The sequence below is a fragment of the Deltaproteobacteria bacterium genome (assembly GCA_019308905.1).
GTDB lineage: Bacteria > Desulfobacterota > BSN033 > WVXP01 > WVXP01 > JAFDHF01.
Map to the genome: position 1 here is coordinate 1 of JAFDHF010000008.1, position 12,968 is coordinate 12,968.

The 12,968-nt window shown below is 57.2% G+C and carries 11 protein-coding genes; 5 read left to right on the plus strand and 6 right to left on the minus strand.

The window, feature by feature from the left end; all coding sequences use genetic code 11:
• Positions 1–866, minus strand: an 866-nt coding sequence (locus tag JRJ26_04640) for a phosphoribosylformylglycinamidine synthase (GenBank protein MBW2056769.1), incomplete at its 3' end; no start/stop codon positions are given.
• Positions 867–980: 114 nt separating this feature from the next.
• Positions 981–2,366: an FAD-binding oxidoreductase gene (locus JRJ26_04645; protein ID MBW2056770.1), complete on the minus strand. Its 1,386-nt coding sequence runs from the start codon at positions 2,364–2,366 to the stop codon at positions 981–983.
• A 283-nt stretch (positions 2,367–2,649) separates the two neighbouring features.
• Here JRJ26_04645 and JRJ26_04650 point away from each other — a divergent pair, with 283 nt between their 5' ends.
• A complete protein-coding gene (locus JRJ26_04650) occupies positions 2,650–3,285 on the plus strand; it encodes a CBS domain-containing protein (protein ID MBW2056771.1) in 636 nt (211 codons plus the stop codon).
• Between the two features lie 40 nt (positions 3,286–3,325).
• On the opposite strand, the gene radC is transcribed toward JRJ26_04650, so the two are convergent.
• From radC to tatA, 3 genes are all read right to left on the minus strand, one after another.
• A complete protein-coding gene (radC, locus tag JRJ26_04655) occupies positions 3,326–4,015 on the minus strand; it encodes a DNA repair protein RadC (GenBank protein ID MBW2056772.1) in 690 nt (229 codons plus the stop codon).
• 184 nt (positions 4,016–4,199) lie between these two features.
• Positions 4,200–4,952: a twin-arginine translocase subunit TatC gene (tatC, locus tag JRJ26_04660; protein MBW2056773.1), complete on the minus strand. Its 753-nt coding sequence runs from the start codon at positions 4,950–4,952 to the stop codon at positions 4,200–4,202.
• A gap of 7 nt (positions 4,953–4,959) precedes the next feature.
• A complete protein-coding gene (tatA, locus tag JRJ26_04665; GenBank protein MBW2056774.1) occupies positions 4,960–5,355 on the minus strand; it encodes a twin-arginine translocase TatA/TatE family subunit in 396 nt (131 codons plus the stop codon).
• Positions 5,356–5,683: 328 nt separating this feature from the next.
• Here tatA and JRJ26_04670 point away from each other — a divergent pair, with 328 nt between their 5' ends.
• The 3 genes from JRJ26_04670 to JRJ26_04680 all read left to right on the plus strand — a co-directional run bounded on the left by JRJ26_04670 (position 5,684) and on the right by JRJ26_04680 (position 10,333).
• Complete coding sequence (locus JRJ26_04670) at positions 5,684–6,706, plus strand: potassium channel protein (protein MBW2056775.1); 1,023 nt, start codon at positions 5,684–5,686, stop codon at positions 6,704–6,706.
• Positions 6,707–6,888: 182 nt separating this feature from the next.
• Positions 6,889–8,751, plus strand: coding sequence for an aldehyde ferredoxin oxidoreductase family protein (locus JRJ26_04675; protein ID MBW2056776.1), 1,863 nt, complete (start codon positions 6,889–6,891; stop codon positions 8,749–8,751).
• Positions 8,752–8,785: 34 nt separating this feature from the next.
• Complete coding sequence (locus JRJ26_04680; GenBank protein ID MBW2056777.1) at positions 8,786–10,333, plus strand: acyl-CoA carboxylase subunit beta; 1,548 nt, start codon at positions 8,786–8,788, stop codon at positions 10,331–10,333.
• Between the two features lie 52 nt (positions 10,334–10,385).
• Here the strand turns inward: JRJ26_04680 and JRJ26_04685 are convergent, their stop codons facing one another.
• Positions 10,386–11,273, minus strand: coding sequence for a transposase (locus JRJ26_04685; protein ID MBW2056778.1), 888 nt, complete (start codon positions 11,271–11,273; stop codon positions 10,386–10,388).
• A 136-nt stretch (positions 11,274–11,409) separates the two neighbouring features.
• Here JRJ26_04685 and JRJ26_04690 point away from each other — a divergent pair, with 136 nt between their 5' ends.
• On the plus strand, positions 11,410–12,933 hold the full coding sequence (locus JRJ26_04690; GenBank protein MBW2056779.1) for a thiolase family protein: 1,524 nt from the start codon (positions 11,410–11,412) through the stop codon (positions 12,931–12,933).
• Positions 12,934–12,968 lie beyond the last annotated feature (35 nt).

The window sequence follows — 12,968 nt, forward strand, 5'->3', positions numbered from 1 at the left end:
CCGAGTTCCTCTCTGACCCGTTCTGTAGCCCCCCGGACAAAAGTGTTGAACAGGCCGTCGATGATAGCCGATTCTCCGTGAGGGCCCACATAGTCGATGACCGCATTGAATATCTTGTGTTTGCAGTGTTCCGACCAGGTCTGGGCCACCGCCTCGAGCTCGACGTCGGTGATTCGTCCGTCCAGCCCGTAAGCCATCCGCTCCTGTCTGACCCGGGGGTCGTCCAGGTACGCCCTGATGGCCTTCATCTCCTCGAGATTCAAGGCAAGCAGTCTGGTGCGGCTTATCTCCATAAGGTCTCTGTCACCCCCATGGAGATCGATTCTCTCGACCCGGGATCCTCCGGTCCCCTCGACCCTGGGCACCACGGGCCGGGGACGCCGCCCCCGGCGCCATGTATCTCCGTCGATGATCTCGAACCGCTGAATCAGGTTGTTGCCGAGAAGCCCCGATGCGATTCGTTCCACCTGGTCACGGGAAAGGGTGCCCCAGATGACGTACTGAACCGACGTGTAGACTCTCTCCCCCGGCCCGAACGGCCTGCCGAGGCGCAGCTCTGCGGCCTCCGTAGCCGTCTTGCCCACATTGTCCGTCACACCGGGCTTGAAACCCACCTCCACGAGCCAATCGAAGCCGGAGGCCAGAGACTCATCTATCGCGTATTCCTGACTGATCGGATCGAGATAGGCCCCGCAAGCGATGGCCTCGAGCTCCTCCCCGGAGAGAACGGCGTCTATCGTATAGACGTTTACGGTCCTGACACGATCGACAAGGAGTCCCAGATCTGTCTCGATCCTCCGCCCGATCTTCTCACCCAGGGCGTCTCTCAGGTGCTTTTTCAATGCGATTTCGATCCGATGAGCCATGGAGATCTCCCCGGCTGAGCCGACACCCGCCCTTCCCTCAGACGGCAAGCGCCGGCATCCGGGCCAACCCTTTGGAATCCACGTGTTTTGAGCCTACTTCACCCTATTCTACCTTCAGGGCAGAATCTTGCCGGGATTCAAGATGCCGTTGGGATCCAGGAGATTCTTGATCTTCCTCATCACCTCCACCCCCTCGCCGTGCTCCTGGGCCATGAATCTTCTCTTACCGATTCCGATACCATGCTCACCCGTGGCCGTCCCCCCGAGAGAAATCGCATGTGAGACTATCTCTTCATTGGCCCGGTTCATCCGTTCGACGAACTCTCCGTTCCCCATGTCACCCACGATGTTCAGATGGAGGTTCCCGTCTCCGGCATGACCAAAGCCGTACGCTTTCAGGCCGTACGACTCCACAACCCTTCTTGCATACTCCAGCATACCCGGATATTTTGACAGGGGGACGGCCGTATCCATGATGAGGATGTCGAGGCCTGGATTGGACCGCTTCAAAGATTCAAAGGCATCGTGTCGGGCCTCCCAGAGTCTGTTCCGTTCCTCCCGGCCCACCCCGGACTGGAAGCAGAGGGCCCCGTGGTCTTCGCAGATCTGCTGTGCCAACTTCAGGTCTTCTTCCAGACCGATATCGCTGGACCCGGTGAACTCGATAAAGAGAGTCGGCTTCTCGGCCAGGCTGACCTTCCCGTCCCTGTTTATGGCCCCGATCGTTTCCGAGTCGAGCAACTCGAGGGCTGCGGGGATGAGACCGGAACCCATGATCTCGTAGACCGAATCGGCAGCATCCTGGACAGAGCCGAAGGTGACAATAGCGGCGCTGAACTTCTCCGGGATACCGGCGAGCCTCAGAGTGATCTCCGTCACGATGCCCAGCGTCCCTTCGGAGCCGACCATCAGTCTGACCAGGTCGTACCCTGAAGATGTCTTGTGGGAACAAGAGCCCGCACGGAAGACCTCGCCTGTGGCCAGAACTACCGTCAGCCTGAGGACATTGTCTCTTGTCGACCCGTATTTGACTGTACGGATGCCGCTGGAATTGTTCGCCACCATCCCTCCGATGGTCGCGTTGGCTCCGGGATCGGGCGGGAAAAACAGACCGTGCCGGGCAAGAATTCGATTCATGTCTTTGTACTTCACGCCCGCCTGCACATCCACCTGGAAATCCCCGGGGCGTACTTCCAGGACCTGGTCCATCTGTCCGAAGTCAAGGACCAGGCCCCCTTGGGTGGGGAGGGGGTTCCCCTCCAGGCTCGTCCCGGCTCCCCACGGCGTCACTGGAAACAGCTTCTCATTGGCCAGCTTCACAATGGCAGCCACCTCCTCGGTCTCTTTGGGCCACACCACTGCATCCGGCCTATACCCTCGATGATACGACTCGTCCCGGCTGTGGAGATCTAGCACCGAGGTTCCAACCGAGAGGCGTTCTGGCCCCACAAGGGATTTCAGGAATTCCAGATCCTCGGGTGTGACACGGTTAAACGCCATCGAGTCCCCTCCCGACGGGCCACTCCCGGGCTCTACCCGGGCAAAGGGCTCGCCCATCGCATCCAAGACCGACTCCCCGATGAGATCCACCCTCCCCTCGGGCTCGCGCCAAACCCCTGAAGAGACGTGATCCCACGGGCAATTTATATCAACACATACGAGTTCACGTCAACACTTCAACGTCTGCCCCGCGGAATTCGCGCTTTACAAGACCCGATCGAAAAAGGGATACTTAGATAGTCCCGGTCGGCCTCAGACCAAACCAGACAGGGAGGTGTCGGTGATGAGAATCAAGGACGTCATGACGGAAAACCCGATTACAGTGGACGTCGATACCCTGGTGATCGACGCGCAAAAACTGATGAAGGAAAAGAGGATCAGGAGGCTTTGTGTCACAAGAAAGGGAAAGCTAGTGGGGATTGTAACCTACCATGACCTGCTCAGGTCTTCCCCCTCCCCTGCCACAAGCCTGAGTGTATGGGAGATTAACTACCTCTGGGGTAAGATGAAGGTCAGCGATGTGATGACAAAAGACCCTCTAACAGTCACCCCGGAAACGACCTTTGAGGACGCCCTCCTGCTCGGACAGGAAAAAAAGATAGGATCCTTTCCGGTAATGGAAAACGGCAGGCTGGTGGGAATTACCACGGAGTCTGATATTATCAGACTCGTTGCCAGGGTTCTGGGGTTGAGGGAGGAAGGTTCAAGGATCACGATTCACGGACTCCAGATGAAACTCGGAACCTTTTCCAAGATCATCTCCGTGGTGGATCGCCATCGGGTACCCATCCTGAGCATGATGTCCCTTACAAGGCCGGAGCAGAGGGACGTGATGATCGTCCTCAGGCTGAAGACAAAGAATCCAAGGCAAATCCAGGCGGATCTGGAAGAGATGGGCCTTTCCGTGGACGTCTCATAGGGCGCAAGGCCGAGTGGTGGCTTCCCTCGGTCCTTCCGTCTTAGAGCTCTTTCTCCTCGGCAAAACTGTAATAGCCCCGGTCCCCGATGATCACGTGATCCACAACCTCTATGTTGACGAGGCCGCAAGCCTGGACAAGCCGATCGGTCACCTTCCTGTCCTCCGGGCTCGGGCAGGGATCACCGCTGGGGTGGTTGTGTACGAATATCACGCCGGCCGCCGAGTGGGCCAGGGCGGTCTTCACGATCTCCCTGGGATTTACCAGACTCCCTGTCAGGCTCCCTTCGAAGAGGGTCTCTTCCCTGATTATCCTATTGCGCCGGGTCAGAAAAATGACCTTGAAGACCTCCCGCTTTCGGTGACGGAGATGGGGACCAACGATCCTGTAAACATCCCGGCTGGAAGCAATTCTCCTCTTTGTTGACCCCCGGCTCGACTGGAGGCGTTTTCCTATCTCAAAGGCCGCCTTGAGCTGAGCCGTCTTGGCAGGTCCCACACCCTTGACACGGCAGAGTTCCGAAGCCGCCTTGCCGTCGATTCCCACCAGCCCCCCGGTCTCCCTGATCAGGCGGCGGCCGAGATCAATGGCCGACTCCTCTCTGTTTCCAATGCGAAGAAGGATGGCCAGGAGCTCCGCGTCCGAGAGTTTCTCAGGGCCGAACCGCATCAGCTTTTCCCGAGGTCTTTCCTCCTTCGGCCACTCAGGAATCTTCCGCCAATCCCCGTTCATGGGCGACCCCACGGTTCACAAGACCCGAAGCTGGGCAGCCGGTACCCATCGCGCAGCATCCCGAAAAACCCCGACATCACCCGACCTCTCCCGTCCGATACCTGTCCAGCCGAAGGCTCCGTGCCGTTCCCCCTGCCGGCCGATCCCCTCTCACGAGCAGTCCCGCATCCGACCTTCGAACATGCTAATCCCCGCCGGTTTCCGACTCCTCAGAATCGTCCTCTTTCTCCTTCTTCGCCTCTTTCCCAAAAACCCGGGCGACGACGATGCTGACACCGTAGAGACACAGCAGGGGGCCAGCCATCATCAACTGCGTTGCCACATCTGGAGGGGTCAGGATTGCTGAAATGGAGAAGATGATAAGAAGGGCGTACTTGAACTGCCTCACCAGCATTCTGGAGTTTACGATCCCCATCTTGGCCAGAAAGAAAACGAACAGGGGAAGTTCGAAAACCGCGCCGAAGGCCAGAAGCATCTTGGAGGCCAGGGAGAAGTACTCCCTGATTCTCGGATAGGGTCGGATCTGCTCGCTGGCAAAACCGAGAAGGAACTTGAATCCGTAAGGAAAGACAACAAAGTAGCCGAACAGAGCCCCACCAACAAAAAAGATGGTCGAGAATATGACAAAAGGAATGACGTAGCGCTTCTCCTTGGTATAGAGCCCGGGAGAGACAAACGCCCAGATCTCGTACAGAACCAGGGGCGAAGAAACAAAAAAACCGGCCAGGATGGCAACCTTGAGATAGGTAAAGAAGGCTTCCGTGACTCCGGTGAAAATGAGGGTACTTTCAGGGGGGAGGGCCCTCACAAGGGGGGCCATCAGGACTGCGAACATCTTGGGGGCGAAGTAGTAGCAACCGGCAAACCCGATCCCCACGGCCACGGCACAGATTATCAGGCGCCTCCGCAGTTCCTCCAGATGGGCCGTAATGGGCATTCTCTTGTCATCCGGGGGGAGATTTTTCGTGCTCTTCGGTCGACTCTTTTCCGCCTTCTGCATCGCTCAAATCATCCGTTTTTTCGCTCTCCTGCTCAGACCTCCCGGCTCCGGCTTCGTGCCCCGGTGTCTCGGCCTCCTCTTCGGTTCCTACAGCCTCCTCTTGCTCTGTTGTCTCCTCCGGTTCAGTTGCCCGGTTGATCTCCCCTACGATCGTATCCTTGATCTCTTCCAGTTCTCCTGTCTCCTCCCTCAGGCTCTCCCTCATCTCGTCGGTTGCGCTCTTGAACTCCCTCATAGCCCGCCCAAGCCCCCTTGCGATTTCCGGGAGCTTCTTTGGACCCAGAATGATCAGCGCGAGTCCAAGGATGACCAGCAACTCGGGCATTCCAATTCCAAACATGACGATCTCCCTTGAAATTCCCCGAATATATAACACAAGGCCGTAGGGATTGCAACAAAAGAACCTTCTCCAGGGTAAAGGGGCCCTTTGCCGGGAGTTCTCACCGGTTTGGAAGAACATGTCGCAAAGTGTCTCGATCTATCAGGACGTTTCTCGATTCTCCAGGGGAATCCTTTTGTCCTTTCCCCCGTGACCTCACAAGGCAAACTCCCGGCCCCTTGCGGGTTGAGATTTTCAAGATCGAATGTTATAACTCGGCATAATACGGAAACAATCCTTCGACGATCGATCATTACTACGGGATGTCCCGACAGGGAAGCTGAGTTCTTTGGACATTATCAAACAAGTCAAATTCGGCCTCGCCTTTCTCCTTCTGGTCCTGGTCGGTGGTACCCTGGGATACTCTCTGATAGAGGGATGGGACCCTCTTGACGGACTCTACATGACGGTGATTACGATCACTACCGTGGGATACCGCGAGGTGGCGCCCCTCTCTCACGGGGGGATGATATTCACCATGGTCCTGATTCTCACGAGTGTGGGCATGGTGGCCTTTATCGTCGTCGGAATGGCCAGAATCATGGTGGAGGGAGAGATCCGGAGAATCCTTGGGAGGAGAAAATTGGAGAAGAGAATCGGCGGTCTCAAAGATCACTATATCATCTGCGGCTTCGGGCGGATCGGGAGTTATATCTGCAGGGAGTTGGCAGACAACCCTCTGGACTTTGTCATTGTGGAAAGAGATCCGGAGGTCACTCAAAGAATCGAAGAACAGAACTACATCTATGTCCGGGGGGATGCAACAGACGACGAAACCCTTCTCAAGGCCGGAGTCAGATCCGCCAGATGCCTTGTAGCCACAGTGGCAAGCGATGCGGACAACCTCTATATCACCTTGACAGCCAGACAGCTCAACCCGAAACTCCATATCCTGAGCCGTGCCACCGACGAGAACGCCCAGAAAAAGCTGCTCTCCGCAGGAGCCAACAAGGTTGTTTCCCCTTATCTGATCGGGGCACACCGCATGGCCATGGCACTCCTCAGGCCCGCTGTCGTCGATTTCATGGAGATCGCCATGCAGAGGAGGAGTCTCCAACTCCAACTCGAGGAGATCAAGGTCCACCATGTGGACCGCCTCCCGTCCACCGTGCTCCGCGACTCCGGTATCCGCAGCGATCTCGATCTGATCGTGGTGGGTGTCAAGAAGGAATCCGGCAAGACGATCTACAATCCTTCGTCTGAAACCCGCATTGAGCCGGGGGACACCCTGATCACCATGGGGGAGCGAAAGAATCTGGACAGATTGGAAAGGCTCGTCGGATTCAAGGCAGAGCTCGGGGATCTCGGGTAGATGTCCCGCAGGAAATCCCCTTCCTTGCCTAATCCTCGATCCCCCATCCGGGGGGAGAGGCCTTCGGGAAGAGAGACCTCAGAGCGAGATACACTTGACAAGAGGGTTTCTTTTGGTGGAAGATGATGGGAATCGCTCGGCTGCAAAAGGGATCAGGACCATAACGGAAAGGACGGACTGCTATGGGATACGGTTTTTGGGGAATACTTCTAGACGTGGATCTCAAGACGGGCCAGATAGAGGAGAGACAGGTGCCCGAAGAAGACTATCGCCGGTATCTCGGGGGAAGCGGACTGGCCGCGAAGATCCTCTTCGAGGAACTCGATCCTAGGGTGGATCCCCTGGCCCCTGAAAACACCCTGGCTTTCATGGCCGGGCTCGTCACGGGAACCGTTGTTCCCTGTGCCTGCCGGACGGTGATCTGTGCGAGATCGCCCCTCACGGGGATCTGGAACGAGTCGGCAGCAGGGGGTTACTGGGGAGCAAATCTGCGGTTCAGCGGCTACGACGGGATCATCATAAGAAACTGGTCCGAGAAGCCGGTCTACCTCTGGGTGTCGGATCAGGGGGTCGAGCTTCGCGATGCGACCCACCTGTGGGGAATGGATACATTTGAGACCGACGAGGCGCTCCGCCGGGAGACCCACCCGAGGGCCAGGGTGGCGGCCATCGGCCCGGCTGGAGAGAGAATGGTACGGTTCGCCTCGGTCACTTACGAGGGGAGAATGTCTCGGGCCTCCGGCCGGGCAGGGATGGGTGCCATCATGGGATCCAAGAATCTCAAGGCCGTCGTAGCGTATGGCAAGAAGCGAGTCGACTTGAAGGACAAGGACGGACTCCACAGGCTGCTCAGGGAGGACGTGCCCATCTTGAAGAAGGGCGCTGCCGGACTGACCGCCTACGGAACACCTGGAGGAGTCGAGGCTGTCGAGTTTACCGGTGATCTCCCCATCAAGAACTGGCAGCTTGGAACCTACAAGGAGGGAGCTAACAAGACGGCAGGTCAGACCAACTTACCCAGGTATCTCGATTCCCATCACACCTGTCATGCCTGTCCGATCCGATGTGCGAAGACCGTTCGAATCACCGAGGGTCCCTATGCTGGGATCTCCGGCCATCAGCCGGAATACGAAACCATTGCCGGATTTGGGGCGAATTGCCTCAACGACAACTGGGAAGTTATCGCAGCGGCCAATGACAAGTGCAACAGGTACGGTCTCGACACGATCTCCACCAGTGCCGCAGTGGCTTTCACAATGGAGGCTTACGAACATGGGATCATCACAAAGGAGGAGACCGACGGTGTCGAGGCCACCTGGGGAAGTGCCGAAGCCATCCTGAAGGTCGTCGACCTCATCGCTGAGAGGAGAGCCCTGGGAGATCTTCTCGCTCAAGGAACCCGCCGGGCCGCTCAAAAACTGGGAGGACTGGCCCCGGAGTTCCTGGCACAAGCCAAGGGGCTGGAGATAGCCTTTCATGATCCCCGGGGCTTCACTTCCATGGCGGTCAACTACGCTACGGCGAACCGGGGGGGATGCCATCTGGAAGGCCTGACCTACTTCATCGGCCGGGGAGTTCCATTGGCCGACATGGGATATACCGAACCGCCGCCTGCCCACGTTACAGAGGGCAAGGCAAAACTCTGCTACGATCTCCAGAACTACATGGCGATCTTCAACCCCCTCGGTCTGTGCAAGTTTCTCTTCATCGGCCGGGCGGGGCCAAAGATGATCGCCTCTTGGCTGGAGAAGGTAACCGGATGGGAGATGGACCAGGAGAGCCTGATCGGGCTGGGAGAAAAGATCTTCAATCTCAAACGAATGTACAACGTTCGACTCGGCATCAGTCGAAAAGACGATACCCTTTCTCCCAGAATGCTGGCCGAGCCCAAACCCGATGGAAAAGCCGCCGGTGTGGTTCCCCACCTGGGGCTCATGCTCTCGGAATACTATCGACTCAGAGGATGGTCGAAAGAGGGAATCCCGGCACCTGAAACGCTCGACAGGCAGGGACTCGGCTGGACTCTCGACTATCTTGACAGATAGAGGGTCACGGTTTTCCCGTGGATTGGAGATCTCCATGACGAAGGACAAGATAGAACTGCTCCGTGAGAGGAGCGCCGCCGCGGAACTCGGAGGCGGCCAGGCGCGGATCGAGACCCAGCACAAGAAGGGAAAGCTGACTGCCAGAGAGAGGATCGAGTGCCTCCTTGACAAAGGGTCTTTTGAAGAGTTCGACAAATTCGTCCTCCACGCCAGTACCGAATTCGGACTGGACAAGAAGCGGTTCCCGGGCGACGGGGTGGTGACGGGTTACGGGAAGATCGACGGCCGCCAGGTATACGTATATGCCCAGGATTTCACGGTCATGGGCGGTTCCCTCAGCCTGACAAACGCGGGGAAGATCTGTAAGGTCATGGACATGGCCAGGAAGAACGGGGTCCCCCTCATAGCGCTCAATGACTCTGGAGGGGCACGCATTCAGGAGGGAGTAACCAGCCTGGCCGGATACGGAGACATCTTCATGCGAAATGTCCTCTGCTCCGGTGTAGTCCCCCAGATCACTGCTATCATGGGGCCCACCGCAGGAGGGGCGGTCTATTCACCGGCCTTGACGGATTTCGTCTTCATGGTCGAAAAGACCAGCTATATGTTCATCACCGGCCCAGAGGTGGTCAAAGCGGTGATTCACGAGGATGTGAGTCCGGAAGAGCTCGGGGGGGCACTGGCTCACACTACAAGGAGCGGAGTGGCCCACTTCTCTGGAAAGGACGACCGGGAGGTCCTCGGGATGATACGCGAACTGCTCGGTTTCTTCCCTTCCAATTCAGGACAACCCCCCCCTGTCAGGAAACCCACCGACGATCCTGAGAGAATCGATCCTGGACTCAATGCACTTGTCCCGGAAAACCCCGCCAAGCCGTACGACATCAAGGAGATTATCCGGTCCGTGGTGGATGATCACCATTTCTTCGAGGTCCAGGCGAGACACGCCCGAAATATCGTCGTGGGATTTGCTCGACTCAACGGAATGCCCGTAGGCATCGTAGCCAACCAGCCGAACTGGCTGGCGGGAGCTCTTGACATTCTCGCTTCCATCAAGGCAGCCCGTTTTGTGCGATTCTGTGATTGTTTCAACATCCCGCTCATCACCTTCTGCGACGTGCCTGGTTTCTTTCCGGGAACCCAGCAGGAACACGGAGGGATTATCAAACACGGTGCCAAGCTGATCTTCGCATACTGCGAGGCCGTGGTTCCCAAGATCACCGTCATAACGCGGAAGGCATACGGCGGAGCCTATATCGTCATGTCGAGCAAGCATCTCTGGGGCGACATCAACTATGCCTATCCCACCGGCGAGATTGCCGTCATGGGGGCCGAAGGTGCTGCCAGGATTATCTTCAGAAGGGAGATAGAAAGTGCCGATGATCCCGTGGCAAAGGAGAAGGAGATGATCGAAGCTTACAGGCAGGCCTTTCTCAATCCCTATCGAACCGCGGAAAAAGGCTATATCGATGAGATCATAGTCCCCGAACAGACGAGGCCCAAACTCATCAGGGCCCTTGAATCTCTCAGAAACAAGAGAGACAGCATGCCCCGGAAGAAACACGCCAACATGCCCCTCTAGAGCAAACTCGACACTCTCCTCGCCTCCCCGCTGGGGGTCAGGTCTTGAATTATCAGTTCCGCTTATCCGGTCTTGAATCCCCAGTTTGTTCCATGGCCTTCCCCACTATCTTGCTGACCGTTGTGTAATGAAGCCCGAGGATCTTTGCTATTTCCGAGAGGGTGTATCCGTACTCCAAATGAGCCGATACGACAGCCTGATTCCTACGGGCCTTATCCCTTTGCATCTTTTCCCCAAGGAGATCATCCAGCGGCGGTCTCGACGCAAATCTTTCCAGCTTTGGTACTTCTTGAATCCTGGATCTGTCTTGGAGCAATGGAGTGATCCGCTCCAGAAATTCTCTACCCCCCAAAATGAACCGGCCCTGAAGCTCTTGCCATGGTGAGGGTTGGCTGATTCCTGAAGCAACAAACCGCCTGTAACGCTTCTGGGCCTCCCGGCGGTCCTCGTCGAACTGGGCCAATACCCAGTCGGTGGTGAGAAAGGTGGGCCTGCCTCCCAAACCCGATGTGGCTCGATAGCTGCTCCATGGCCATTTGGCTGGTTCTTGAACTATCGCTGCCCTGACAGGATTGAGTACCACATAACGGCAAACCTCAAGCAGATGGCTCTGTCGATCAACCAGAATCGATCCGTACCTTCCCTGAAAAATGTGGCCCGTCTGTTGGTGTCTCCGATTGAAGCGTTGAGTATAGACTCCGTTCAGGTGACGCATGCCCTGCGAGAGCTTCCCATCAACTGTCTCTACCACTAAATGGTAGTGATTCTCCATAAGGCAGTATGCGTGAAGGCACCAGTTGAACCGCTTGATGGTCTCTTTGAGGATCCCGAGAAAGTTCACTCTGTCTTGATCATCTCGGAATATAGACTGACCTGCGTTGCCCCTTGAGGTTATGTGGTAGACCGCACCGGGAAATTCAATACGCAGAGGTCTGGCCATGATGGACAATGGATAACACAAGAAGACTTATAATTCAAGACCTGACCCCAAGTCGGAGCTTGAAAAAAAAGCCCCGGCACCTTAACATAGTGGAGGTTTCTCTCGGGCTGTGAGAACCCCTTGGGAGGTATGGGCCGTGTCCTGTGAGGTCTACGTGGCGGGGGCGGGTTTGAGTGCATTCAAGAAATCGACCTTATCCATCGAGGAACTGATGGCCGAGGCCGGAAAGAAGGCTCTGGAGTTTGCCCGGCACCATCCCATCGACTCGATCTATATCGGGGCCATGAATGTTGAGGAGTTCGTCGGAGAGGCCAACTTTGCCACCCTCCTCGCCGAGTACCTGGGGCTTTCAGGGATTGGCTCCTCCCGCGTGGAGACGGCCTGTTCGACAGGGGCTGCCGTATTCGAGTCGGCTTTCTATGCCGTCGCCTCGGGGTACATGAAGAATGTGCTGGTGGTCGCCGGAGAGAAGATGAGTCACGTCCCCAAGATGAGAAGAGCCCGTATCCTCAGGGAGGTGATCGACCGGGAGGAACGCCGGTACGGCGCCACGATGCCCGCCCTTGCCGCCATGATCACCCGGCGATACCAGAAGGAATCCGGCCTTTCGGACAAGTCTCTCCAAAGGGTTCTGTCCAGGGTCGTCGAGAAGAACAGCGCCAACGGAATCCTCAACCCCTACGCCCGGGCAAAGAGGAGAATCACCGAGGACATCTACGAGAAGAGCCGATTCATTTCGACCCCCCTCAGGCTCTACGATTGCTCGCCGAATGCGGACGGTGCGGCTGCCGTGGTGCTCACCTGTGAGAAGACGCCCATCAGGGTATCGGGCATAGGCCATGCGACCGATACACTGGCGCTCAGGCACAGGGCATCTCTGACCTCCTTCAGCTCCACAAGGGCCTCAGCCCTGAAGGCCTATGCCATGGCTCAACTCAATCCCGGGGATATCCAGTTCGCGGAAGTGCACGACGCCTTCAGTATCTTCGAGATCATCGGCACGGAGGATCTGGGATTCTTCGAGCCCGGCCGGGGATGGCGGGCCGTGGAAGACGGTGTGACGGCCCTGGATGGCGGACTCCCTGTCAATCCCTCCGGAGGACTCCTTGCCCGAGGTCATCCGGCTGGAGCCTCCGGGCTGGCCCAGATCGTGGAAATCGTTCTGATGATGCTCGGCGAGGTGGATGAAAAGAGGCAGGTGAAACGGACGGAGGTGGGGCTGGCCCAGAGCGCAGGAGCCCTGGCCAACAACAATGTGGTAACCATTCTCGAAAAAAGCGACAGGCATCGGGTGATCACCACAGGATGGCAACCCGAGTACAAACCCGTGATCCAGGTAGGGACGGTCGACGGTCCCCCGCAGCCCCTTGCAGCGAGCGGGATCCTGGAAACATACACCGCTCTTTACGCCACACCCGAGGGGTTCTCGGCCCCCCATACCCTCGGTATCATTGGAATAGGTGGCGGCAAGAGGGTCCTGGCCCGTTATCCCAAGTATCTTGAGAGAGCCCGGTTCAAGATCGGCCAGAAGGTCGTGGTGAAGAAACGGGGAGATTCGATCCTCTTCGAGACGAGGAGCCTATTGCACACGCTGAAAGACGGGGTCAGAGGCCTCTTCAAGAGGAAGGCAGGGGCCAGCAGGTCCCGGGCCGAGGCCTGAGAAAAATCCGCCGCACCGGTATCAACCGCTCCGGA

Bases quoted from the DNA above. Each gene is read 5' to 3' on its own strand.
- JRJ26_04645 (MBW2056770.1), bottom strand. From the start codon at position 2,366: ATGGCGTTTAACCGTGTCACACCCGAGGATCTGGAATTCCTGAAATCC.
- JRJ26_04650 (MBW2056771.1), top strand. From the start codon at position 2,650: ATGAGAATCAAGGACGTCATGACGGAAAACCCGATTACAGTGGACGTC.
- radC (MBW2056772.1), bottom strand. From the start codon at position 4,015: ATGAACGGGGATTGGCGGAAGATTCCTGAGTGGCCGAAGGAGGAAAGA.
- tatC (MBW2056773.1), bottom strand. From the start codon at position 4,952: ATGCCCATTACGGCCCATCTGGAGGAACTGCGGAGGCGCCTGATAATC.
- tatA (MBW2056774.1), bottom strand. From the start codon at position 5,355: ATGTTTGGAATTGGAATGCCCGAGTTGCTGGTCATCCTTGGACTCGCG.
- JRJ26_04675 (MBW2056776.1), top strand. From the start codon at position 6,889: ATGGGATACGGTTTTTGGGGAATACTTCTAGACGTGGATCTCAAGACG.
- JRJ26_04680 (MBW2056777.1), top strand. From the start codon at position 8,786: ATGACGAAGGACAAGATAGAACTGCTCCGTGAGAGGAGCGCCGCCGCG.
- JRJ26_04685 (MBW2056778.1), bottom strand. From the start codon at position 11,273: ATGGCCAGACCTCTGCGTATTGAATTTCCCGGTGCGGTCTACCACATA.